General features: G+C 73.1%; 17 protein-coding genes and 1 riboswitch. Of the genes, 11 read left to right on the plus strand and 6 right to left on the minus strand.

Going from position 1 to position 24,520, the window contains the following annotated elements:
* Positions 1-41: 41 nt before the first annotated feature.
* Both QQM67_RS01635 and QQM67_RS01640 read left to right on the plus strand, forming a co-directional pair.
* Entirely contained in the window at positions 42-1,709 is a 1,668-nt protein-coding gene (locus QQM67_RS01635; protein WP_314171675.1) for a PspC domain-containing protein, read from the plus strand.
* A complete protein-coding gene (locus QQM67_RS01640) occupies positions 1,706-2,041 on the plus strand; it encodes a hypothetical protein (RefSeq protein WP_314171677.1) in 336 nt (111 codons plus the stop codon). Before QQM67_RS01635 ends, QQM67_RS01640 begins: the two co-directional genes overlap by 4 nt.
* An 84-nt stretch (positions 2,042-2,125) precedes the next feature.
* Here the strand turns inward: QQM67_RS01640 and QQM67_RS01645 are convergent, their stop codons facing one another.
* Together QQM67_RS01645 and QQM67_RS01650 are read right to left on the minus strand one after the other, a co-directional pair.
* A complete protein-coding gene (locus QQM67_RS01645) occupies positions 2,126-2,671 on the minus strand; it encodes a DoxX family membrane protein (protein ID WP_399064837.1) in 546 nt (181 codons plus the stop codon).
* A gap of 275 nt (positions 2,672-2,946) precedes the next feature.
* Entirely contained in the window at positions 2,947-4,329 is a 1,383-nt protein-coding gene (locus QQM67_RS01650; protein WP_314171679.1) for a hypothetical protein, read from the minus strand.
* A gap of 311 nt (positions 4,330-4,640) precedes the next feature.
* Between QQM67_RS01650 and QQM67_RS01655 the strand changes: the two genes are divergently transcribed.
* Positions 4,641-5,846: a cytochrome P450 family protein gene (locus QQM67_RS01655; RefSeq protein WP_314171680.1), complete on the plus strand. Its 1,206-nt coding sequence runs from the start codon at positions 4,641-4,643 to the stop codon at positions 5,844-5,846.
* 73 nt (positions 5,847-5,919) lie between these two features.
* Positions 5,920-6,273, plus strand: coding sequence for a hypothetical protein (locus QQM67_RS01660; protein ID WP_314171682.1), 354 nt, complete (start codon positions 5,920-5,922; stop codon positions 6,271-6,273).
* Between the two features lie 138 nt (positions 6,274-6,411).
* Here QQM67_RS01660 and QQM67_RS01665 read toward each other — a convergent pair whose 3' ends face one another.
* Entirely contained in the window at positions 6,412-7,509 is a 1,098-nt protein-coding gene (locus QQM67_RS01665) for a C40 family peptidase (protein WP_314171684.1), read from the minus strand.
* Positions 7,510-7,516: 7 nt separating this feature from the next.
* Positions 7,517-7,692: riboswitch (cyclic di-AMP (ydaO/yuaA leader) on the minus strand.
* A gap of 204 nt (positions 7,693-7,896) precedes the next feature.
* Here QQM67_RS01665 and pcrA point away from each other — a divergent pair.
* Positions 7,897-10,521 (plus strand): DNA helicase PcrA, encoded by a 2,625-nt coding sequence (pcrA, locus tag QQM67_RS01670; protein WP_314171686.1) that lies wholly within the window; start codon positions 7,897-7,899, stop codon positions 10,519-10,521.
* A gap of 84 nt (positions 10,522-10,605) precedes the next feature.
* Here the strand turns inward: pcrA and QQM67_RS01675 are convergent, their stop codons facing one another.
* A complete protein-coding gene (locus QQM67_RS01675; RefSeq protein WP_314171688.1) occupies positions 10,606-12,378 on the minus strand; it encodes a M23 family metallopeptidase in 1,773 nt (590 codons plus the stop codon).
* A gap of 636 nt (positions 12,379-13,014) precedes the next feature.
* On the opposite strand from QQM67_RS01675, the gene QQM67_RS01680 reads away from it, so the two are divergent.
* On the plus strand, positions 13,015-13,425 hold the full coding sequence (locus QQM67_RS01680; RefSeq protein ID WP_314171689.1) for a cobalamin B12-binding domain-containing protein: 411 nt from the start codon (positions 13,015-13,017) through the stop codon (positions 13,423-13,425).
* A gap of 3 nt (positions 13,426-13,428) precedes the next feature.
* Here QQM67_RS01680 and QQM67_RS01685 read toward each other — a convergent pair whose 3' ends face one another.
* Positions 13,429-15,156, minus strand: a complete 1,728-nt coding sequence (locus tag QQM67_RS01685; RefSeq protein ID WP_314171690.1) for a DUF5691 domain-containing protein — start codon at positions 15,154-15,156, stop codon at positions 13,429-13,431.
* Between the two features lie 61 nt (positions 15,157-15,217).
* Positions 15,218-16,762: an SWIM zinc finger family protein gene (locus QQM67_RS01690; RefSeq protein WP_314171691.1), complete on the minus strand. Its 1,545-nt coding sequence runs from the start codon at positions 16,760-16,762 to the stop codon at positions 15,218-15,220.
* A gap of 146 nt (positions 16,763-16,908) precedes the next feature.
* Here QQM67_RS01690 and QQM67_RS01695 point away from each other — a divergent pair, with 146 nt between their 5' ends.
* The 5 genes from QQM67_RS01695 to QQM67_RS01715 all read left to right on the plus strand — a co-directional run bounded on the left by QQM67_RS01695 (position 16,909) and on the right by QQM67_RS01715 (position 24,426).
* Positions 16,909-18,057: an AAA family ATPase gene (locus QQM67_RS01695; RefSeq protein WP_399064845.1), complete on the plus strand. Its 1,149-nt coding sequence runs from the start codon at positions 16,909-16,911 to the stop codon at positions 18,055-18,057.
* Positions 18,054-20,714, plus strand: coding sequence for a DUF5682 family protein (locus QQM67_RS01700; protein WP_314171694.1), 2,661 nt, complete (start codon positions 18,054-18,056; stop codon positions 20,712-20,714). The genes QQM67_RS01695 and QQM67_RS01700 overlap by 4 nt, the downstream gene beginning before the upstream one ends.
* Positions 20,711-21,922 carry a VWA domain-containing protein gene (locus QQM67_RS01705; protein WP_314171695.1) on the plus strand — a complete coding sequence of 404 codons (1,212 nt, stop codon included), beginning with the start codon at positions 20,711-20,713 and terminating at the stop codon, positions 21,920-21,922. Before QQM67_RS01700 ends, QQM67_RS01705 begins: the two co-directional genes overlap by 4 nt.
* A 188-nt stretch (positions 21,923-22,110) precedes the next feature.
* Positions 22,111-23,058 carry a hypothetical protein gene (locus QQM67_RS01710; RefSeq protein WP_314171696.1) on the plus strand — a complete coding sequence of 316 codons (948 nt, stop codon included), beginning with the start codon at positions 22,111-22,113 and terminating at the stop codon, positions 23,056-23,058.
* 183 nt (positions 23,059-23,241) lie between these two features.
* Positions 23,242-24,426, plus strand: a complete 1,185-nt coding sequence (locus QQM67_RS01715; protein ID WP_314171697.1) for a hypothetical protein — start codon at positions 23,242-23,244, stop codon at positions 24,424-24,426.
* The last annotated feature ends 94 nt before the right edge of the window (positions 24,427-24,520 follow it).

Raw genomic sequence — 24,520 nt, forward strand, 5'->3', positions numbered from 1 at the left:
CCCCGATGTGCCGGGCGGGGCGGAGGAGACACCATGGGCGCATGACGGAGGACGACGAGCAGGCGCCGTCGCGGCACTCGTCGCCACGGGAGCCGGCCGACGGGGGCAAAGGCGGGGACGGCCGTACGCGCGCGCACGCGGAGAAGGACGGCGTCGAGGGCGGCGACCAGGGCGGGGACGGCGGGGACGGCAACGCACAGGGCGGCAACCACGGCGAGGCTCACGGCGGGGGCGCCGGCGGCCACGGTCACGGTCGTGGCCCCGGCCCCGGCCCCGGCCCCGGCTCCGGCCCCGGTGGCTGCCCCGGCGGCGTCGACGACCCCGGCGCCGCGCAGCCCGCCCGCCGCCTCACACGGAGCCGCCGCCCCAAGACCGTCGCCGGCGTGTGCTCGGGCCTCGGCCGCTACTTCGACCTCGACCCCGTCATCTTCCGGGTGCCGCTCGTCGTGCTCTCCGTCGTCGGCGGCCTCGGCCTCGTCTTCTACGGCGCCGCCTGGCTGCTGATCCCCGCCGAGGGGGAGCGGCAGAACGAGGCGCGGTGGCTGCTCTCGGGCCGCGTCGAGGGCACGACGCTCTCCGCGATCCTCGTCGCCCTCGTCGGCTGCGGACTCTTCCTCGCCTCGCTCGGCAACCGCAGCACGCCCTTCTCGCTGCTGCTCGTCGCCGCCGTCGCGGGCGCCGCGTACTGGTCGCACCACCGCCGGGAGGCCGAGGCCGCAGAGGCCGTCGGCGCTCCGGTGGACCCGGCCACCGCGCACGCGGTCGCCGACGCGCCTCCGGAGACGCAGGCTCCGCCCGTACCGGCGACGCCGTCGTGGTGGCGCGAACCCCTGACGAAGGACGGCGTCGGCGGCCACGGCGACACCGGCTATCTGTGGGGCCCGGAGGACGCCAGGACGGGAGCGGGCTGGGGCGACCCCTACGCGACCGGAGTCCCGTGGGGCGGCGGACGCCCCCGCCGGCGCGGGCGCGACGGCAGGCGGCGCGATCGTACGTTCGGCGGGCTGGTCGCGATGACGGCCTCGGCCGCGGCGGTCGCCGGAGCCGCGCCGCTCTGGGAGTCGCGGCCGATCGGCACGAGCCTCACCGTGGGGCTGGCCTGCGCCCTCGCGGTCTACGGGATCGGGTTCGCGGTCAGCGCGTTCGCCGGGCGGATCGGTTTCGGCAGCGTCTTCCTCACCGTCGTGACGGCGGCCTTGCTGGCGGGCGCCTCGCTGCTTCCGAAGAGCATCGGCACGGACTGGCGTGACGTCACGTGGGCACCCTCCTCCGCGTCCGACGTCGCGAGGACGTACGACCTGGACGGCGGCTCCGGCGAACTCGACCTCACCGGCGTGCGGTTCACCGGCGACGGCAAGTCCGTGCGGACGCGTGTGCAGGTCGGGGCCGGAGCACTCAAGGTCGTCGTGCCGCGCGGTACCCGCGTCGAACTCGACGCGGACGTGGCGGCGGGCGAGATCCGGCTGCCCACCCAGACCGACCGCGAGGGCGACCACTTCGTCGTCGAGAGCTTCGGCGGCCTCGCCAGGCACGAGCGGCTGTCGCTCCCGCCGTCCGGCACCCGCAAGGAGAAGGGCACGCTGAAGTTGTCGGTGGACATGACCGCGGGGCAGGTGGAGATCGTGCGGCTGCTGCCCTCCGGCGAACGGACCGACCATGTGCCGGTACACACCGTGCCCCGCGACGAGCGGGGTGAGGACGGCCGATGAACCGCCACCGTTTCGAACCCGCCCGGCTGCTGCTGGGCCTGCTGCTCATCGGCGCGGCGGTGACATACGCGATGGATGCGTTCGGGGAGTGGCGGCTCCCGGCGTGGGCGCTGATCGCATCGGTTCCCCTGGCGCTGCTGGCGGCGGCGTTCACCGCGGTGGCGACCGCGGCCGTACGGCGCCTGGTGCGGGGGCTGAGGAAGGAGGCGCCCGGCCCGCTGGGCGCGATGCCGATGGACGAACTGCGCGGCGGCTACGAGAGACCGGGCGAGGGCAGTGGGCAGCGGGGCGACTCCGCTCCGGGCGCACCGGACCGCGACGGGGACGACTGAGGCGGGGTGACCGCGCCCACGGTCACCCCGCCTCAGTTGACGTATCGCTGCTCCACGATCGGCCGGGCCTGAACTCCCGGGCCCTCAGCCGAAGATGTGCCTGCCCTTTCGGCGACGCCGTCGCGAGAAGGCCATGTCGAGCGAGAACGCCGAGGCGCCCGCGAAGATCAACGGCACCCAGGCCATCATGTACGGAAGATCGTTGCCGTAGTAGTAAGGGTCGCTCTGCCAGCTGACCGTCAGCCACAGGCTCAAAGAGATCAGCATGCCGCCGATGGCGGCCAGCCTCGTCCACAGACCCACCAACGCGCCCAGCCCCGCGGCGATTTCACCCGCGGCTATGGCGATGCCGAAGGCCTTGGGGTTCTGCTGCGCGAGATCGATCATCGCCGGGATCGCGGCGGCGTCGTGCGAGGACTCCAGCACGGTGGTGAGCGAGTCCCCGCCCTTGCCGGAGAGGAACTCCTTGTTGAGGACGAGCTTGTCGAGACCCGCGTAAATGAACGTCGCGCCGAGGAAGAGACGGAGCGGCAGCAGCGCGTACTTGGACATTCTGGCCCGCAGGCTGCCCGGGGGGCCGCTGACCGGCACGTCGCCGCCGACTGTCCTGGTTTGATCCGCCAGAGACATGACACGTCCCACCTTCCGTAGTTGCCGCCTCTGCCGCATGCACGTTCGGCTTGGGCTGGAGTCGAGTCGCTACGGTACGCGGACGTGGCCCCGCACACACCCTCTCTGAACGATCTCAGGCACCATCCGCGGATGAACACTCTGCTGGTGAGGGCGCATTCGCGACAGAAGGGGATCAATCGGTTCCGGACATCCGCATCCGGACCGCCCGGGGTCCCGGCTCGTCGCCCGACTCCGCGCCGTCGCCCCGCTCCGTCGCGTCAGTCGGCGACGCGTCAGTCGGCGACGTCGATCGGGTAGCGGTTGGTCTCGACTCCCGCGGCGGTGACCACTTGGACCTCGACCCGGCCCGGCTCGACCTCCACCGGCACCGGCACGGTGAGCGTCGCGTCCGCGGGGTTGGAGAAGCCGCCGCCGACGGGGATCAGCGGGACCGGCACATGCACCGCGCCGACCCTGACCACCATCCGGGACAGCCGCTCCGGTTCGCCCGCGCCCGGCGGCACGAAGCCCGCGCCGCGGATCTCGATGTCGTCACCGGTACGGATCGGCGCGTGCAGGTCGCCGATCTCGCGGGCCCGTACGACCGAGAGCACCACGGGACGGCCGCCCTCCGCGTACTTGCCGGTGAGATACGTCGCCGCGGAGACGATCACCAGCAGAGCCAGGCCCCATGGCAGGTCGGGCAGTTGGTCGGGCTGGCGTGCGAGACGGACGGCGGCGAAGACCACGGCGACGCCGCTGACCAGGACGTACTGCACGTCGCAGAACGAGCCGCGCCCCGAGTCGTCGGTGAGCAGGTCGGAGGCGCGGGGACGGTCGGCGCGCACCTTCTGGAGGCGCTGGTGCTGCACGCGCACCGCGACGGTGCGGCGTACGAAGACGGCCACGGCACAGCTCAGGGCGAGGACGGTCAACAGCCCCGCGCCACGGGAGAGTTCAAGCCCCTCGATCAGAGCCTGACGCTCGGACGGACCGGAGCGGCCCGCGAGTTCGAGCGCGAGGACGAGGATGTCGTACACCGCGAGGAGCACCCAGGACGCCGCCACCGTGCGCGACGTGGAGAGCCTGTTGTCCTCGCCGATGAGCGGGGCCAGTGCTCCGCCGCGCGCCCTGTGCAGATGCGCGGCCAGCGAGACCGCGCCCGCCGCGAGCACGGCGGCGATCAGTGAAGCGGTGCGCCCGGCCGTCCATCCCACCACCAGTGCGGTGAGCAACTGCGCGACGAGCAGCGCCCCGACGGCGGCCCAGACGCCGATGACGGTGTGCCGCCACACGGAGCCCAGCCGCACCGCGCCCTCTTCGCGCGCCCGGTCGGCGACCGTACGGGCGGCACGCGTCAACTCGTCGGAGACCCACTGGCGCGAGGCGCCGGGCGAGTGGGCGAGGGCGGCGGGAAGGCCCTTCCCGGCGGCGAGTTCGTCGCGGCGGCGGCGGAAGTCCGCCAGGGCCTTCCGGTGTCCCTCCCGGGCGCCGTGCGGGCAGTCGCCGCAGGTGCAGGAGGTGGAGTGGGCACGCGGCGAGCCGCCTGACGAGGTTCCCGAAGCGGTCCCTGATGCGCTGCCCGAAGAGGCGCCCGAGGAGACGGACTTCTGGAGCGGGACGGCCTCGTCGCCTTCGCCGCCACCGCCGCTCGTTCCGTCCCGTGCCGTGTCCACGGCCACTGTGCAACCCCGCCTCTCAACACGTGCGTGAAAGGCGCATTGTGCCTTACGGGCAGAGGGACGACGGCGGCAGGGCGCCGTTCGTCACCCGGCCGTGTGAGACGGGGCTTCGCCGGTCGACGCGGCGCCTCCCGGCAGGACGACGGCAGGGGGCACCGCCCGGGCTGGAGGCCCGAGGGGGCCCGTCCGGGCGTTGCGAGGATGCGCTCAATTGTCCGAAATCGAGGTTCTTCCAGGGCAGCTGCGGCGGCTAGCGTGCCGGGGGACCCGGAGCAGCACCGACTCGACCACCCTTGGGGGAACACATGGCGGCGGACGGCATCGCCGAACTGTCCCAGCTCAGCCCCGACTTCGTCCGCGATCCCTACCCCGTCTACGCCGCACTGCGAGCCGAGGCCCCCGTGCACCACGTGCGCGCCCCCGGCGGCGAGGAGTTCTGGCTCGTCGTCGGTCACGAGGCGTGCCGCGCCGCTTTCACCGACCCGCGGCTGAGCCGCGACTGGCTGGGACACGGCGGCTTCGACCGGATCGACAACACCGCGGAAGCCCAGCCCGCGATGGCGCACATGCTGATGGCGGAGCCGCCCGACCACACGCGGCTGCGGCGGCTGGTGGCCGGGGAGTTCACGCCGCGCCGCATCGCGCGGCTGGAGCCCCGCATCCAGGAGATCACCGACGATCTGCTCGACGCGATGCTCACCGGGGACGAGCGGCGCGCCGACCTGATCGCCTCCCTCGCCTTCCCGCTGCCGATGACCGTCATCTGCGAACTGCTCGGCGTCCCGGAGCTGGACCGCGAGGCCTTCCGCGGCTGGTCCAACGAGATGGTCGCCCGCACCAGCCCCGAGGCGGAGCAGCGCGCGTACGAGGAGATGCCCGCGTATCTCGCGGGGCTCATCGAGTCCAAGCGAGCCGATCCGGGCGAGGACGTGCTCAGCAAGATGATCCACGCCGTCGACGACGGCGGCGACCGGCTCTCGCCCGACGAACTCATCGGCATGTCGGTGCTGTTGCTCATCGCCGGCCATGAGACGACCGTCAACCTCATCGGCAACGGCATGCGCGCGCTCTTCGACCACCCCGGCCAACTCGCCGAGCTGCGCTCGGACTTGAGCCTGATCGACGGAGCCGTGGAGGAGATGCTCCGCTACGACGGCCCCGTCGAGACGTGCACGGAGCGTCTCGCGGTCGAGGACGTGGAGATGGGCGGCGTGACCGTGCCGGCGGGCTCGACCGTGCTGATCGCCATGGCCGACGCGGACCGCGACCCGGAGCGTTTCAAGGAACCGGACCGCTTCGACATCCGGCGCGACGCCCGCGGCCACATCGCCTTCGGGCACGGGCTGCACTACTGCCTCGGGGCCCCGCTGGCCCGGCTGGAGGGGCGGGTCGCGATCCGTTCACTGCTGGAGCGCTGCCCCGGCATCACGGCGGACGCGGACGAGTCGGCGCTCCAGTGGGTGCCCGGGATGCTGATGCGTGGAGTGAAGCAGCTGCCGGTGCGCTGGTGAGCCGGCCCGCGCCCGGCCCCCAGGGGGAGGCCGCGTCCGGCCGGAGACGGGACGGGCCATAGGCTCCCGAGCCATGGACGTACTCATACACGTTTTCGTCGGCCTCCACATCATCGGCATCGCGGCCCTGCTGGGCGGCTTCTTCTTCCAGATGAAGGCGATGCGTGCGGACGAGGCCCGCTTCGTGCCCGGCATGCTGCACGGCGCGTTCACCATGCTGCTGACCGGAATGGTCCTCGTCGGGCTCGACGAGGCCAACGGCGATCCCGTGAACAACGTCAAGATCGGCGTCAAGCTCGCGCTGCTCGTGGTGATTCTCGGGCTGGTGTACGTGAAGAGGGACGAGGACAAAGTGCCCTCGTCCCTCTTCGGCACGGTCGGCGCCCTGACGGTGGCGAACATCTTCATCGCCGTGCTGTGGACCTGACGTCCGTCCTGTGAGCCTTGCCGCGCTGTGAAAGCGGCGCCCTCCCCGCGGCGTTGACGGGCCCGCCGGCGAACTCGCCATGACGGCCCGCGGCTCGCCCCTGCCCGCGGGTGTGCGGACCGGGGTCGCCTCCGGGCGTCAGCCGGGGCGCACCGCCGAGTGGAAGGGCATGTAGCTGACGTCCTCGTAGGTCACGTCCGCACCCGGCTTCGGCGCGTGGATCATCTGCCCGCCGCCGACGTAGATGCCGACGTGGCTGATGTCGTCGTAGAAGAAGACCAGATCGCCCGCCTTCATGTCGGACTTGGCGACCTTCGTGCCGACCTTCACCTGGTCCCACGTCGTACGGGGCAGAGAGATGCCGGCGGCCTTCCACGCGCCCTGGGTGAGTCCCGAGCAGTCGAAGGAGCTCGGGCCCGTGGCGCCCCACACGTACGGCTTGCCCAACTGCGCCTTCGCGTAGGCGAGAACCTTCTCGACCTGTGACGAGTGCGAACCGCCGCCCGTCTGGGAGCCGTCGCCCTTCTCGGCCTCGCGGCGGGCCTCCTCGGCGCGCTCGGCCGCCTTGCGCGCCGCTTCCTGCTTCTTCTTCTCGATCGCCGCCAGACGGGCCTTCTCCTCCGCCGTCAGCTTCGACAGCAGCTTCCGCGCCTCGGCGAGCTTGTCCTGCACTTCCTGCTTGTTCTTCTTCAGCGCCTTCTGGGACGCGCTGAGCGACGCCAGCTCCTCGGTGGCGTGTTCGCGCTTGCTCTGGGCCGCCTTCCGCTGCTTCTCGAAGTCGGTGACCGCCTCCTTCTGACGGCCGGTCATCCGGTCGAGCATGTGCGTCTGCTGGAAGAACTGCTGAGGGTCCTCGGTGAGCAGGAGGGTCGCGGTCTGCGACATGCCGCCCGTGCGGTACTGCGCGGTCGCGTAGTTGCCGAGGGTGCGGCGGGCGTCGTTGAGTTTCGCTGTGCGCTCGGCCGCCTCGTCGAGGGATCTGTCGGCCTTCTTGCGCTGTGCGTCCGTCTTCTCTTTGGCCTCGTTGTACTTCTGCGTGGAGGTCTCGGCCTGCTGGTACAGCTTGTCGACCTTCTTCTTGACCTCCGAGATCGACGGCTTGTCGTCCGGGGCGGCCTGGGCGCTCTGCGAGAGCAGGGAGACGGAGGCGAGCGCGGCCGTGGTGACGCCGAGCACCCCCCGCTTCGTCGAGGCGGACTTCAGTATCCGGGTGCGCGGCTTGCGGTGGGACGCCAAGACCCGCAACTCCTTCCGTGAACCGCCTACCGGGTTAGCTGACGGGTTCGGGCTCTCGGAAGGCGGCCCTACGGGTCGTGCACGGTGCTTCCGTGGTGCGACTTCCCGATTCACCCCGGGTGCCTGCGCCGGTTGTCGGCGCACGCGGTGGGTCCCCGGCTCCGTCGGCAGCGTCTGTCGTACGACCGTCGGATGCCCGTCGGATTCGGCGGAGGCGGCCCGTGCCGACGCTTTCGCCGGACATTGGTGCGGACCGCCTGGCACGGCACCGTAGCGAGATGTGGGGCGTCTGTGAAGGCCGTTAGGTGATACGTCCGATATCTGTTCGTTATCCCGTGCGGGAGGTGGCGGCGCGGTGTCGGCGCGGCAATCTAGACTTCTCCGACGATGAGCAGCCTCTTCGACGACAGCTTCCTGGCGGACCTCGCACCCGTGCGCGCGGAGGGCAGCGCCACTCCCGGGCAGGACGGGCAGGAGGGGCCAAGTGGCCCCGAGGGGGCGGCCGGAGAGCCCCCCATCCAGGCCGGAGGCCCAGCGGGCGGCCCTGCGGGGGCCGGTCCGGGCGGCACGGGCTCGTATCACAGGGGCGGTTCGCCGCGGGTCGTCGTCGACGCGGACGCGCTGCTGGCGGAGATGAACGAGGCGCAGCGCGCGGCCGTCGAGCACACCGGCTCGCCGCTGCTGATCGTCGCGGGCGCCGGCTCCGGCAAGACCCGGGTCCTCACGCACCGGATCGCCTACCTCCTGGCGGCACGACATGTGCATCCCGGGCAGATTCTCGCCATCACCTTCACGAACAAGGCGGCGGGCGAGATGAAGGAGCGGGTGGAGGAACTCATCGGGCCCCGCGCCCAGTCGATGTGGGTGTCCACCTTCCACAGCGCGTGCGTACGCATCCTGCGCCGCGAGAGCAAGAAGCTCGGCTTCACCTCGTCCTTCTCGATCTACGACGCGGCGGACTCGAAGCGTCTGATGGCGCTGGTCTGCCGGGATCTCGACCTCGATCCGAAGCGGTATCCGCCCAAGGCGTTCAGCGCCAAGATCTCCAACCTCAAGAACGAACTGATCGACGAGGAGGACTTCGCGGGGCAGGCGTCGGGGGCGTATGAGAAAACTCTCGCCGAGGCGTACACGATGTACCAGGCGCGGCTGCGCGAGGCCAACGCCCTCGACTTCGACGACATCATCATGACGACCGTCCATCTGCTCCAGGCGTTCCCCGACGTCGCTGACCACTACCGGCGCCGCTTCCGCCACGTGCTCGTCGACGAGTACCAGGACACCAACCACGCCCAGTACATGCTGGTGCGGGAGCTGGTCGGCACCGGCGAGGCCCCGAGTGAGGGCGGCGGTGAGGTCGCGGGTGAGGGAGCCGCTGAGAGTGCCGTCCAGGGCGAGGGCACCGGCGGGGGTGAGGAAGGCGAGCGGCCGCGCCCGGCGCCGAAGCGCGCCGAGCTGTGTGTCGTAGGCGACGCGGACCAGTCGATCTACGCCTTCCGCGGCGCCACCATCCGCAACATCCTCCAATTCGAGGAGGACTATCCAGACGCCACGACGATCCTCCTCGAACAGAACTACCGCTCCACGCAGACGATCCTCAGCGCCGCCAACGCCGTCATCGAGCGGAACGAGAACCGCCGCCCGAAGAACCTGTGGACGGAGTCGGGCGCCGGCGCCCGCATCACCGGCTACGTCTCGGACACCGAGCACGACGAGGCGCAGTTCGTCGCGGACGAGATCGACCGGCTCACCGACGAGGGCGAGGCGCGCGCCGGCGACGTCGCCGTCTTCTACCGCACCAATGCGCAGTCACGTGTCTTCGAAGAGGTCTTCATCCGCGTCGGGCTGCCGTACAAGGTCGTCGGCGGCGTCCGCTTCTACGAGCGCCGTGAGGTGCGCGACGTACTGGCCTATCTGCGGGTGCTGGCCAACCCGGAGGACGCGGTGCCGCTGCGCCGCATCCTGAACGTGCCCAAGCGCGGCATCGGTGACCGGGCCGAGGCGATGATCGAGGCGCTCGCGCTCCGCGAGAAGATCACGTTTCCGCAGGCGCTCGCGCGCGTGGACGAGGCGTACGGGATGGCCGCCCGCTCGGCCAACGCGGTGCGGCGTTTCAACGTACTGATGGAGGAGCTGCGCACGGTCGTCGAGTCGGGCGCCGGACCCGCGACGGTGCTGGAGGCCGTGCTCGAACAGACCGGCTATCTCGCCGAGTTGCAGTCGTCGACCGATCCGCAGGACGAGACGCGCATCGAGAACCTCCAGGAACTGGCCGCCGTGGCCCTGGAGTTCGAGCAGGAGCGCGGCGAGGAGGAGCCGGGCACGCTCGCCGACTTCCTGGAGCAGGTGGCCCTCGTCGCGGACTCCGACCAGATCCCCGACGAAGAGGCGGGCGAGGAGACCGGCGTCATCACGCTCATGACCCTGCACACCGCCAAGGGCCTCGAGTTCCCGGTGGTCTTCCTCACCGGCATGGAGGACGGCGTCTTCCCGCATATGCGCGCCCTGGGGCAGACGAAGGAGCTGGAGGAGGAACGGCGGCTGGCGTACGTGGGCATCACGCGGGCCCGCAGGCGGCTCTATCTGACGCGGTCGGTGCTGCGGAGCGTGTGGGGGCAGCCGTCGTACAACCCGCCGTCCCGGTTCCTGGAGGAGATCCCGGACCACTACGTGGACTGGAAGCGCACCGGAGCGGCAGCGGGAGGCGGTGCGAGCGGCGGCGGGGGCATCGGCTCCGGCATCGGCGCCGGGCTCGGTGCGGCAGCGTCCCTGGCGGGCGGTGCGGGCGCGGGGCAGCGTCGAGGCGGGCCGAGCGGCTTCGCGACGCGGCGTACGTCGGACCGTCCTGTCGTCTCGCTGTCGATCGGTGACCGTGTCACGCACGACAGCTTCGGTCTCGGCACGGTCGTCGCCGTGAAGGGCAGCGGTGACAACTCGGAGGCGACGATCGACTTCGGCGGCGAGAAGCCCAAGCGGCTGCTGCTGCGGTACGCGCCGGTGGAGAAGCTGTAGCGCGGGGTTCGCGGTTCGCTCGCGGGTGCCGGTGGGCACGGCTCGCACGCGCGCCCGTGCGAACCGCCGCCCGGGGAGCGTGAGTTACTCGGGGTCGAGGCCCTTGCCGCGCAGCCACGGAAGCGGGTCGATGGCGTCGCCGCCGCCCGGATGCACCTCGAAGTGCAGGTGCGGGCCCGTGGAGTTGCCCGAGGTGCCGGAGTAGCCGATGGTGTCTCCGGCCTTGACCTGACCGGAGCGGATCTTGGTGCTGCTGAGGTGGCAGTACCAGGTCTCGGTGCCGTCGGGCGCGGTCACGACGGCCATATTGCCGAAGGACACGTCGTACTTGGTGGTGACGGTGCCGTCCGTGGCGGCCATCACGGGAGTGCCCTCGCTGACGGGGAAGTCGATCCCCGTGTGGACGGACATCCAGTTGAGCCCTGCCTGCCCGTAAGTCGCGCTGAGGCCGTGCTCCTTGACGGGGAGTGCGAACTTCGGCCGCAGGGCCTCCTTGCGGGCGGCTTCCTTCGCCTTGCGTTTGCGCTCCGCCTCCTGGCGTGCCTGGAGGTCGAGGCGCTCCTGTGCACGGCTGGCGCGGTCCGCGAAGTCGTCGGCGTCGGCGGAGAGTCCGGCGAGCTGGGTGTCGAGCTTCTTGTTGGCGGGCTTGACGGGCACGTCGGCCGAGGCCTGCGTCGTCTGGTCGTCCTGCGGGGCGTTGCCCGCGACGGACGCCGCCGCCGCTGCGGCCACGCCCATCACGGCGACGGACGGCACGGCCACGGTGAGGAGCGCGGAACGCCTGGGCCTGGGGGACCGGCGGCGACCGGGGAGGTGCGCGACGGTCAGGTCCCGGTCGGGACCGGGGCGGGCGGCCGGGGTGTCGAGATCCCCGGGATGGTCGGGAACCTCGTACGACTCGAAGGCCTCGTAGGCGTCGTCGAGATGCCCGCCGGCCCCGCCGGGCTCGTCGAATCGTGCGGGGGAGTCCGCACCGTGGGCGTCGAGTCCGTCGTAGGCGTCGAACGCGGGAAGGGCCGCTGTGTGGTCGGCGTCGGCAGCGTGCGCGAACGCCTCGTCGTCGTACGAGGGTTGCTGCTGTGCATGGGTGCCGTAGCCGTCAGCGGCCCCGGGTTCGTAGCTGTCGTAGGACTCGTACGTCTCATGAGTCTCGAAGGGTCCATGGGACTCGTAGGAGTCTGCTGCGGCGCCGTCGTGGCCCTGGGCGGCGGACTGGTCGTAACCGTAGGCGTCCCAGCTGCCGGTGGCGTCGGAGAAGTCCCACTGCCCGCCCTGCTCCCACTGCCCCGCGTCCCACTGACCGCCGCTGTAGCCGAAGTCGGCCTGGCCGGCGTCGGGTTGGACGGGCACGTCGGCGGTCTGCGGGAAGCCGGCGCTCGCCCAGGTCGCGTTCGTGTCGTACGTCCCGGTGTCGTAGCCGCCGAAGCCGGAGCCCGTCTCGTACGAGTCGTATGTGCCGGTGTCGTACGACTCGGTGCTGTACGCACCGGTGTTGTACGTGCCCGTGTCGTACGCGCCCGTGCTGTACGCGCCGCTGTCGTACGTGCCTGTGTCGTACGCGGAGTGGCCGGAGTAGGCGTCGTAGGTGCCCGTGCCCGACGTCCAGCCGCCGCCGTCAGTGCCGCCGGTGCTCCCGTCGGGGATCGAGCCGAAGAGCGGATCCGCGTCGTAGGAGTAGCCGTGGGTGTCGTATCCGCCCGTGGAGTACCCGCCGTACGCGGCGGATTGGTCGTAGCCCTGCTGTGCGTAGATGCCGTGCGCCGCCTGCTCGTACTGTCCGGCGCCGGAAGCCGCGTACGAGAAGCCGGGAGAGGTGTCGGCCGGGAACAGAGTTCCCGACGGGTGACTGTCGTTCACCACCAACTTCTCTTTCGCCTCGACAGCAAGGGGCGGAGCAGTGCGGTGACTGTACCCGGCGGTACGTGAGGACGACAATCTTCCACAGGTTTCATGGCCCGCAGAAACGGGCATTCGGTCGCCTTTCGGGGCTCTGCGAACGCTTATTTGGCCTTGCGTTCGATGACTGTTCGACGAACTTCGTTGTCTTGGCGGGCTGTCGGGAGGCGCGGGCGAAATCCGTTGGCGGGCGGGCGTCGTGGGTTCGGAGGTCTCCGACTGGTCCATGAACGCGGGGTGTTGGGGCCCGGGCTCAGGCCGAAGCGGATGAGCGAGGGGGGCCGGGCGGGCGAGCAGGGCGGCCGAGCCGCAGCCGGAGCGAGGTGGCGGCGGCCCCGGGGCTCGCACGGTGTGCCGGGGGTGTCGGGGCTCGCGGTGACGTGAGACCTCGCGGTGACGTGAGACGGGGCGGGCGGGGCCGGAGGGGCCGCAGCCTCGTGTGATTTCCCCCTCGCTTACGGACCGGAAGCGCCCCGGTGCGGGATGCTGGGGATAACGTTCGTTCACTTGGGCGGTCGCGGATGCCCTCCGCGGATGCGCAGCACCGTCGCAGAACCGAATCCCGGAGACCGGAGAGCCGTCGAGATGGAGGCAGTCATGAGTGTGTCGGGTCCGATCCGCGTGGTGGTCGCCAAGCCGGGGCTCGACGGTCATGACCGCGGGGCCAAGGTCATCGCACGCGCGCTGCGCGACGCGGGCATGGAGGTCATCTACACGGGGCTGCACCAGACGCCGGAGCAGATCGTGGACACCGCGATCCAGGAGGACGCGGAGGCCATCGGCCTGTCCATCCTCTCCGGCGCTCACAACACGCTCTTCGCGAAGGTGCTGGAGCTGCTGCGCGAGCGGGACGCGGAGGACATCAAGGTCTTCGGCGGCGGCATCATCCCCGAGGACGACATCGCCCCTCTCAAGGAGAGCGGTGTCGCGGAGATCTTCACGCCGGGCGCGACGACCACCGAGGTCGTCGAATGGATCCGGGCGAACGTCGGACGGCTGGCCGCCTGACCCCTACTGCCCGCTGGGCCCGTGCTCGCTCTCGCCCCGGTCCGTACGGTCTCCGCTCGGCGTCTGCTCTCGGGTCCGTTCCGCCTCTCCGGCCCGTTCCGCCTCTCCGCTCAACTCCGCCCGTATCTCCGCGCGCAGCCGCAGCGTGGCCACGAGGCGCTGGAACGCCTCCGCCCAGTACGCTCCCGCGCCCGGTGACCCGCCTTCCGGCTCGTCCGGCACCGCCGCCAGCGGCTCCAGCCGCGCCGCGTCGACGGGCGCGAGGCAGCGCTCGGCCAGGCCGAGGACGCCGCTGAAGCTCCAGGGATAGCTGCCCGCGTCCCGTGCGATCTCCAGGGCGTCGACCACGGCCCGCCCCAGCCGCTCCGACCACGGCACCGCGCACACCCCGAGCAGGCGGAACGCGTCCGACAGCCCGTGCGCCTCGATGAAGCCAGCCGCCCACGCGGCGCGCTCTTCCTCGGGAAGCACCGCGAGGAGCCTGGCCGCATCCCCCGGGCCCTCCGCGGGCGGGGCGGTGGGATGCCCGACCAGCGCCCGGGCCCACTCCACGTCCCGCTGGCGCACCGCGGCGCGGCACCACGCCCCGTGCAGGTCCTCTCTCCAGTCGTCGGCGACGGGGAGAGCGACGATCTCCCGCGCGCCGCGCCCGCCGAACTGCTCCCGCCATGCCGACAGCGGCGCCGCCTCCACCAACTGCCCCAGCCACCAGGCACGTTCACCCCGGCCGGCGGGCGGCTTGGGCGCCACGCCGTCCCGCTGCATGTCCGCGTCGCACTCGTGCGGTGCCTCGACCGCGATGCGCGGCGTCGTGGACAGAGGGTCCTGCGTGACGTACGTACGCGCCCGGGCCGCCATGCGCGCGGCGAACGCGGAGCCGGGCAGGGTGCCCAGCAGTTCCGCCGCGGTGGCGCGCACCGTACGGGAGCGGTCGCTCAGCGCCTGTTCGAGGAACTCCTCGTCGGACGGGCGGAGAGACTCGCGCAGCGAGTCGAGGAACATCAGCCGGTCCTCGGCCCGTTCCGCGGACCACGTGCCGGCGAGCAGGGCGATGCCCGCCGCGGGGTCACGGCGGCGGAGCGAGGCGAGCAGAGCGACGCGCTCCGAGAACAGGCCCTCGTCCCACAGGCGACGGGCCGCCTCGGGGGCGAACCCGGGCTGCGCCGCGGCCGGTTGCTCCGCCGCGCCGGCGGCACGCTGCCGCGGCTGGCCGTTGCGCAGGGCGAACTTCCACTCGGGGTTGAGCCGGGCGAGCCACAGCGCTCGCGGACCCGCGAACTCCAGTGTCTCCGCGCGGAGATCGGTGCGCGCGCGAGCCGCGTCCAGCAGATCCGGCAGCTGTGCGTCGGGGGCGCGGTAGCCGTACTCGTTGGCGGCGGCGAGCCACTGCGGCAGCAGCTCGGCCAGATCCGGTGTCGTGCCCCGCCGTCCGCCTCCCGCGCCCGCGCCTCCCGAACGGCCGGCGAGCAGCAGCGTCAGCCGCCGCGCGGCCGCGGCGGGCAGCGGGGGCCGCGAGTCCTCGGGGGCCGGCGCGAGCCGGGCCGCGGCGGGCGCGGGCAGCAGCCCCGCGCGGTGACGGACGGTCTCCACGGCTGCCGCGTCCAGCAGCGCCGCGGGCGTTCCGCCCGGTGGCGTACGCCGGGTGCTCCCGAGAAGAGCGGCCGTGACGAGCTCGCCCCACGTCGCGCTCGCGGCGCCCTGATCGTCGGTGAGCAGCGATGCGGCGGTCATCGGTCACCTCCCGGCCGGCCGGTGGCGGGGACGGCGCGGCCCCGTACCCGCAGGATCGGAGTCACAGCGGCACCGCCTCTCCCTCGCTCCAGGCCGTGTACGGGGAGAACCCCTTGTGCCCGCACTCGCCGAAGACGGTGACGGGCCTGCCGCCCGATATCGCCGTGAGCCTCCACAGCGCGGCGGACGAGATCCCGGGCGCTATCGGGACGGCGAACTCGCCGTCCGCATCGGCCAGTTGCCGCATCCCGCCGCCGGTCGCACCGGCGCCACCCCCGGCGACCGCGCCACCGCCGGCCACTCCACCGCTCCCTTCGTGTTCGCCGAACGTCGGCACGACGCCGCCGAGCACTGCCGGCCAGGCCTCCAGCCAGGGGTCGTCGCACAGTGCCCGCCCGTACGAGGCCAGGGCGTCGGTCACCGTGCCCCCTTCCGGCACCGGACCGTCCGGCGATGCCGTGCGCGTCTCGCCCAACACCGCGCGCAGCGGGCGCGCCCCCGGGTGGTAGGCCAGCTCCGCCCCTATCGACGAGCCGACGGGGAGGGCCTGTTCGGGCGCGCGATTCCCCGCCGCGTACGACAGCAGCAGCGCGAAGCGGCCCGACTCCCGGCCGCGGAGCCATATGCGCCGGGCTGTCAGGCGCCCCTCCTCCGTGTCCCGCTGCGCGAGCACCAACCACTCGTCGCCGACCTTCTCTCCGTCGCCCGACAGCAGCTCCGCGGAGCCGACGGTGAAGCCCACCCGTGCGCGCACTGTCGCGGCGAGCGGCTCCGGGAGGGCGTCCAGGGCGAGGACGCCCCGGTCCAGCAGATGGAGAAGCGCGATCTCCGACAGCAGCCGTGCGGGCCAGCCACCGTAGGCGTCCTCGGGCTGCGCGGACGCCTGGCCGGGGACGGGGATCGCGCCGAACTCCCGTATGCGCGCGGCCAGTCCGGGAGCCTGGGCGTCGACCATGCGCGAGGCCGTCTCCTCCCACTGCGCACGGTCGCCCTGCTCCGTGCCCGCGAGCCCGCCGCGGAGCATGTCGGCCAGGCGCTCCTCGAGTTCGGTGGCGCCCGCCCTGACGCGGCGCATCCGGCGCTCCGCACGGCGGCGGGCGGCCTCCGGGTCCGCCTGGCGCCCGCCGCTGCCGCCCTCCCTGATCCCGCCGGTCCCGGCGGAGTCGCCGTCTCCCTCGGCCTCCACGCGGCCGGCGGCACGGGCGGCGCGCTCGCGGCGCCCGCTCAGCCACTCGCCGGCCCAGTCCGGCGGCTCCCCGCCGGGCTGCGCCTCCTCGCCGGCCCAGAGCAGCAGCAGCCCGAGCGCGTGCTTGCAGGGCAGCTTCCGGCTGGGGCAACTGCACTTGTAGCCCGGCCCGTTCAGGGCGCCGCCGGATCCGCCCGCGCCTCCTGTGCCGGCCGCGGCCCCGCCGCCGCCGAGATCCACGACTGTCCGGTACGGCCTGCTTCCGCTGCCCTCGCACAGGCCCCACACGGCGCCCGCCCCCGACCCCGCCTCCGACCACTGGCCCGGTGCGGAGAGCCGGCTTCCGGCCCTGCGCGACGCGTCGTCAGGAGCGAGTGCCAGCACCTCTTCCGCCGTCCAGCGGACCCCCTGTCCAGTCATGGCTCCGACCGTACGAGCAGCCACTGACATTCAGGCTCCGCAGCGCGACGAGACGGACGTCGTTGCAGGTCAGAGCGGATATGAGGGGTGACTGTCAGTGGCGGGGTGCACGCTGGCAGGCACATCGACCGCATGTACCGATCGCCATGTGTGGAGGGGGACCCGTGACCGATTCCCGCGCCGCGAGCGCCACGGGTGCGACGAGCACCGTCGACCAGCCCGCACTGCGGCCGCACGCCGAGGACGCCTTCGCCGGCGAGCTGCGGGCCCTGGCCGCGGCGGACGACAGGCCGCGCCCCGAGCGGTGGCGCCTCTCGCCGTGGGCCGTCTCCACCTATCTGCTCGGCGGTGAGCTGCCCGACGGCACGGTGATCACGCCGAAGTACGTGGGGCCGCGCCGCCTCGTCGAGGTCGCCGTCAGCACGCTGGCCACCGACCGGGCGCTGCTCCTCCTCGGCGTGCCCGGCACGGCCAAGACCTGGGTGTCGGAGCACCTCGCGGCGGCCGTCAGCGGAGATTCGACACTCCTGGTGCAGGGCACGGCGGGCACCGCGGAGGAGGCGGTGCGCTACGGATGGAACTACGCGCAGCTGCTCGCCGACGGGCCGAGCCGCGCGGCCCTGGTGCCCAGTCCCGTGATGCGCGCGATGGCGGAGGGGATGACGGCGCGGGTCGAGGAGCTCACGCGCATCCCCGCCGACGTCCAGGACAGCCTGATCACCGTGCTGTCGGAGAAGACGCTGCCGATACCGGAGCTGGGCGAGGAGGTCCAGGCGGTGCGGGGCTTCAACCTCATCGCGACGGCCAACGACCGCGACCGCGGGGTGAACGAGCTCTCCAGCGCCCTGCGCCGCCGGTTCAACACGGTGGTGCTGCCCCTGCCCGAGACGGCGGAGGCGGAGGTCGACATCGTCGCGCGCCGCGTCGACCAGCTCGGCCGCTCCCTCGACCTGCCGTCAGCGGCCGACGGCGCGGCCGAGATACGGCGGGTCGTGACGGTCTTCCGCGAGCTGCGCGACGGTGTGACGGCCGACGGGCGTACGAAGATCAAGTCCCCGTCGGGCACGCTCTCCACGGCGGAGGCGATCTCCGTCGTCACCGGCGGCATGGCGCTCGCGGCCCACTTCGGCGACGGCGTGCTGCGGGCGGGCGACGTGGCCGCCGGGGTCCTCGGCGCCGTCGTGCGCGACCCGTCCTCGGACCGCGTCGTGTGGCAGGAGTACCTGGAGGCGGTCGTACGGGAACGTGACGGCTGGAAGGACTTCTACCGCGCCTGCCGAGAGGTCTCCGCGTGACGGCTGCGGGTGCGCAGACCGGCGGCTCCGCCGGTGAAGTCGGCGGCGCGCCCCTGCTGTTGGGCGTGCGGCACCACGGGCCGGGCTCGGCGCGCGCGGTGCGCGCCGCCCTGGAGGCGCGGCGGCCGCGGGTGCTGCTCATCGAGGGGCCGCCCGAGGCGGACGGCATCGTGCCGCTCGCCGGGGACGAGGCCATGCGTCCGCCCGTGGCGCTGCTCGCGCACGCCGCGGACGAGCCGGGCAGGGCGGCGTTCTGGCCGCTCGCCGGGTTCTCCCCGGAGTGGGTCGCGATCCGCTGGGCGCTGGAGGCCGGAGTTCCGGTCCGCTTCATCGACCTCCCGGCGGCGCACGCGCTCGCTCTCGCCGGCGACGACGGAGGGGCGGGACCGGGAGCCGCACCCGACGGCACGCCCGATCCCGGCCCGGGCAAGGACGGCCCGGAGGGCGGTAGTTCGGGCGGGAGCGGCGGTTCGGGCGAAGACGGCGAGCCGGTCGCCGCCGAGTCGGTGCGGCTCGATCCGCTCGCCGTGCTCGCGGAGGCCGCGGGGTACGACGACGCCGAACGCTGGTGGGAGGACGTGGTGGAGCACCGCCGCGAGGAGCGGACCGGCTCCGACCCGTACGCGCCCTTCGCCGTGCTCGGCGAGGCCATGGCCGCCCTGCGCGAGCAGCACGGCACCGCGAATGCCGACGGGTCCGGGAGCACACACGGCACCCACCGGCGGGACGAGCTCCGCGAGGCCCATATGCGGCTCCGTCTGCGCGACGCAGTCCGGGAGTTCGGGGCGGGCGGCGTCGCCGTCGTGTGCGGCGCGTGGCATGTCCCGGCGCTCGCCGCGAAGGCGAAGGTCACCGACGACAGGCGCCTGCTCACGGGCCTGCCGAGGGTGAGGGCGGAGATCACCTGGGTTCCCTGGACGCACCGCAGGCTCGCGCGCCACAGCGGTTACGGCGCGGGCATCACCTCTCCCGGCTGGTACGGCCATCTCTTCGCCTCGCCCGACCGCGTCGTCGAGCGCTGGATGACGAAGGCGGCCCGCCTGCTGCGCGACGAGGACCACGGCGTCTCGTCGGCGCACGTCATCGAGGCCGTCCGGATGGCCGACGCGCTGGCGGCCATGCGCGGCAGGCCCCTGGCGGGGCTGACCGAGACGATCGACGCGGTGCGGGCGGTGATGTGCGAGGGCTCCGACGTGCCGCTCGCGCTCGTACGCGACAAGCTCGTCGTCGGGGACGTCCTCGGCGAGGTGCCCGAGGGGGCGCCCGCCGTGCCGCTCCAGCGGGATCTGGCCCGGCAGCAGCGCACACTCCGGCTCAAACCGGAGGCCTCCGCACGGGAGTTGGAGCTGGATCTGCGCAAGGACACGGACGCCGCGCGCAGCCGTCTCCTGCACCGGCTGCGCCTGCTGGGCATCGACTGGGCGGTGCCCGCGCACTCCCGCAGCGGCTCCACCGGCACGTTCCGGGAGAGCTGGCGGCTGTGCTGGGAGCCGGAGCTGTCGGTGCGTACGGCCGAAGCGGGCGTGTGGGGCACGACGGTGGAGAGCGCGGCCACGGCCAAGGCCGTGTCGCAGGCCGTCGGCGCCACGGCCCTGTCGGAGGTCACGGCCCTCGCGGAGCACTGCCTGCTGGCGGAGCTGTCCGAGGCGCTGAAGGTGGTCATGCGGGCGCTGGCCGACCGCGCCGCGCTGGACGCCGACGTCGGCCGGCTCGCCGACGCCCTTCCGGCGCTGGTGCGTTCGGTGCGGTACGGCAATGTGCGCGGCACCGACTCGGCGGCTCTCACCGAGGTCGCCGTGGGGCTGGCGGAGCGGGTGTGCGTGGGCCTGCCGCCGGCGTGCGCCGGGCTCGACGCGGACGGTGCGCGGCGCATGCGCGGCCATATCGACGCCGTCCACGGGGCCATGGCGCTCCTGGCACAGGCACGCGAGGAGCGGGCGCCCGCCGCGAGCGGACCAGGGGATGCGCCTGCCGCCGAGGACACCGGCGTGCGGTCGCGCTGGCGCACGGCACTGCGCAAGCTCGCCGTGCGCGACCGGATACCGGGCCTGATCCGCGGCCGCTGCGTCCGACTGCTGCTGGACGACGCGCAGTTGACGCAGCGGGAGGCGGCGCGGCTGATGCGGCTGGCGCTCTCGCCCGGCACCGCACCGCCCGAGGCGGCGGCGTGGATCGAGGGTTTCCTGGCGGGCGGCGGAATGCTGCTCGTCCACGACGAGCGGCTGCTGGCTCTCGTGGACGGCTGGCTGTCGTCCGTGCCGCCCGACGCCTTCACGGACGTACTGCCGCTGCTGCGCCGCACGTTCGCCGAGTTCGAGTCCGGCGTGCGGCGCGCCGTGGGCGAACTGGTGCGGCGTGGCGGCCTGTTCGCGGCGGACGACTCCGGGGCGCACGAGGGCGGGCCGGGCGCGGGCGGTTCGATGCCGCCGATGCGGCCGGTACGTCCGGGATTCGGGCACGGCCTGGACGCGTCCCGCGCGGACGCGGTGCTGCCGACGCTGCGGCTGCTGCTCCAGGACGCGGAGAGCCTGGACGCCCAAGAAGAGGCGGGCGTGGAAGCGGACGAAGCCGCGGACAGACAGGCGGACACCCCAGCGCATGTACATGGCGCGGCCAACGATGACCGTGGGGCAAGGCACGAGGAGGCACCCGTATGACCGGAACGGCTCCCGCCGGCCACGGTCCGGCCGGCGGCGCGGAGGAGCTCACCCCCGCCGTCGAACGACTGCGCCGCTGGCGCCTGGTGCTCGGCGGCGACGGCACCTCCGACGGCACCGGATACGAGCCGGGCGGCACGGACGCGGCCATGGACCGCACGCTCCAGGCGCTCTACGGCAGCGGACCTGAGGACGAGACGGCACGCGGCCGCGGCAGCGAGCGCACCGGAGGTCTCGCCGGTTCGGCCCCCCAAGTGGCGCGATGGCTGGGGGACATCAGGACGTACTTCCCCAGCTCGGTCGTGCAGGTGATGCAGCGCGACGCCATCGAGCGGCTCAACCTCTCCGCCCTGCTGCTGGAGCCGGAGATGCTGGAGGCCGTGGAGCCGGACGTGCACCTCGTGGGCACGCTCCTCTCGCTGAAGGCGGCCCTGCCGGAGACGAGCAGGGAGACGGCGCGCGCGGTGGTGCGCAAGGTCGTCGCGGAGCTGGAGAAGAGGCTCTCCGCCCGCACGCGTTCGACGCTGACCGGCGCGCTCGACCGCTCCGCCAAGGTGCACCGACCCCGCCACCGCGACATCGACTGGAACCGCACCATCCGGGCCAATCTCAAGAACTATCTGCCCGAGCACCGGACGGTCGTCCCGGAACGGCTCGTCGGCTACGGGCGCGCGTCGCAGAGTGTGAAGAAGGACGTGATCCTCTGCATCGACCAGTCGGGATCGATGGCGGCGTCCGTCGTGCACGCGTCGGTCTTCGGAGCGGTGCTCGCGTCGATCCGTTCGCTCGACACCCGGCTCGTCGTCTTCGACACCAGCGTCGTCGACCTCACCGACGAACTCGACGACCCCGTCGACGTGCTCTTCGGCACGCAGCTCGGCGGCGGCACCGACATCAACAGGGCCCTGGCGTACTGCCAGTCGCAGATCAGCCGCCCCGCCGAGACCGTCGTCGTCCTCATCAGCGACCTCTACGAGGGCGGCATACGCGACGAGATGCTCAAGCGGGTCGCGCAGATGAAGGCGGCGGGCGTGCAGTTCGTCTCGCTGCTGGCCCTGTCGGACGAGGGGGCGCCGGCGTACGACCGCTCGCACGCAAGCGCCCTCGCAGCCCTCGGAGTTCCGGCCTTCGCCTGCACACCGGACCACTTCCCCGAGGTGATGGCGGCGGCCGTCGAGAAGCGGCCGCTCCCGGTCCCCGACGAGTGAACCGGCGGCCACCGGTCCCCGCGAGGAGCACCGTGACCACGAAGTGAACAAGTTGTGACGGCAGTTGCGGCGGTGACCCGCGGCCGTGCAAAGATCTCCGTTGTCCGGAACGCAGCGCGCCCGGCGGGCGGTCGAGCCCCCTGAGCAGCGTGCGCCCGTGCTTCTCCGTCCATCTGGAAGGTCCCGCCTTGTCAGCAGCCGCAGCCGTGCCTGCCGCAGCGCGCGAGCCGCGCTCGGCCGCCGCGCGGCGGGGCCTGCTGACGTTGCTCTTCCTCGGCGGCTTCCTCGCTCTCGCCTTCGTCTTCGGCGGCAGTGCGCAGGCCGACTCCGGTACGGATCACGGCGGACCGAAGCCCCCGGGCAAGGCGGCCGGGCTGCTGAACTCCGACGAGCCGGCGGGCTCCGCGAACGGCTCCCGCACGGACTCCCAGGACGGGCAGGCGCAGGCCGACGGCACCGGCACCGCCGACGAGGCGAAGCCGGGGCGCCACCTCACCAAGGCCCAACTCGCGGAGCGGCAGCGGAGCGCGGCCGAGCGCGCCGCCGCCGGTGCCGCCGACCAGGTCGAGGGGCCGGTGGCGGAGAGCGCCGACGGCGCCCGGCAGGTCACCGCCCCGGTCGGCGAGGCCGTCCAAGGCGTCGTGGACCGCGACGGGTTGCGCGAGCTGCCCGGCCGTCTCGGCCTCGGACAGCTCGGCGCCGGCGTCGTCGGCGGCGGCTCGGACTCCGGCGCCGGTCACGCTCCCGGCAGCGGTACGGACGGCGCGTCCGGCGACCGTACGTACGGCGCGCACGACTGCGCCGACGCGCAGTACTTCCACGGCGAGCGGGGCCTCGGGCCCGCGTTCTCCTTCTCCGGCACGGCCGCCCACACAGTGGCCGGCGACGGCACCGCAGGCGGCGACGGCGATCCGGCCGACCGGCTCCCGTTCCACCGCACGCCAGCGGTGCCCGCCCCGAGCACGTCCCAGCACGCCGGCGACGGCAGCCAGGACAAGCGCGGAGGCCCGCACCAGTCCGCCGCGGTCATCGCCGGCAGTGGGCACTTCGGGCCGCTTCAGTCCGGCGCCGTGCGCGCCGCGGACAGTACGCCGACGCGTGAACGCGCAGGCGACGTCCTCGATTTCCCCGGCTAGGGCAGACCTTCCCTCCGCCCGCGTGACGCGCGATCCATGGCGCGTGCGCGCGACCTGCCACGCGGGGGTGGACAGGTCTGCCCGAGCCCGATCCCCGGAGCGCCGTTCCGGATCCCGTCAGCGAGATCCGCCACCAGGCCTCCGAGGGCCGAGAACCTCTGAAATCGAAGGACTTCCGTCATCATGCGCAAGAACATCCGACGTTCACTCATGGTCGCTGCCGCCGCCTCCGGCATCTGGGCGCTGAGCACCGCCGGTGCGTCCGCCGCCGAACTTCCCGTGCCGTCCGACGCGGGCAGCACCGTCAGCGGCACCGTCGAGAAGGCCGAGAAGGCCGCCGACGCGGGCGAGGGCACCGTGGCCGGTGCCGTCCGCGGCGCGACCGGCACCGTGAAGAAGACCACCGGAACCGCCGAGGACGTGACCCGCGGCGTCACGGGCAAACTGCCGAGCAAGGGCATCCGGGAGAACGGCCTGCCCGGCAACACCCTGCCGACCGGCGGTCTGCCCACCGGCGCCGCGGACGGTGCGGCCGGGAAGCTGCGCGGCACCGACGCCGACGGCGTGGTCGAGGGTGCGAAGGGCGCCGCGGCGGCGGCGCTCGACCGGACGGGACACGCGAGCAAGGCCGTCAAGGAGGCCCAGAAGGACGTCCGTTCGGCCGCCGTGAGCCTGCCTGCGAAGCCGCGCGTGCCCGCGGTGCCGGGCGTGCCCGCCGTTCCGGGTGCCGGCAGCGTCGCCGGACAGCTCCCGGCCCACACGCTCCCGGCCCACACCCTGCCCGCCCCGGCGGTGCCCGCCGTCCCGGCCGTGCCCTCCGCCCCGGCCGCCCCCTCCACGGGCGACCTCGCCGGCGGTCTGACCGCCGCGGGTCTGCGCCCCGAGCAGCTGGTTCACGAGCTCAGGGGCGAGCACGCGCAGGACGGCGTCAGCAAGGTCCGCCAGACCGTCTCCACGGCGCACCCGATCATCGACAGGGCGTACGGCGCCGCACTGCCGCCCGCCGCCCGGGCCGTCGCGATCCAGGTGCGTCCCGTCGCCTACCAGATCGCCACGGACGCGGCCGTCACCGTCGACGACGCCTCCACCACGACCGCTCCCTTCGCCGAGAGCACCTACCACCGCACCCACGCGCTCGCGGGCGACGTGACCGGCGACCTGAGCGACTTCGGCGGCGGCGTGGCCTCCGACGCCGTGCCCTACGCGCACGCGCTGGGCACCGGCGCCCACGGCAACGCGACCGAGCTGGCCTCCCACGCCGTCACCGACGTACGGCTCCTGCTCACCTCGTCGACGCAGCGCGACCTGACCGACCCGGCCAACGTCCCCGGGCTGCCCGTCGCCTCCCAGGTGCCGGCCGGCCTGTGAGCCGGCGGTGAGGGGATGCGGGGTGGCCCGCGAAACGGCCGGGCCACCCCGCATCTCCACCCGTCGCTCATCGCTTCACCACCACCGGACTACG

The sequence above is a fragment of the Streptomyces winkii genome (genome assembly GCF_032248595.1).
Taxonomy (GTDB): domain Bacteria; phylum Actinomycetota; class Actinomycetes; order Streptomycetales; family Streptomycetaceae; genus Streptomyces; species Streptomyces winkii.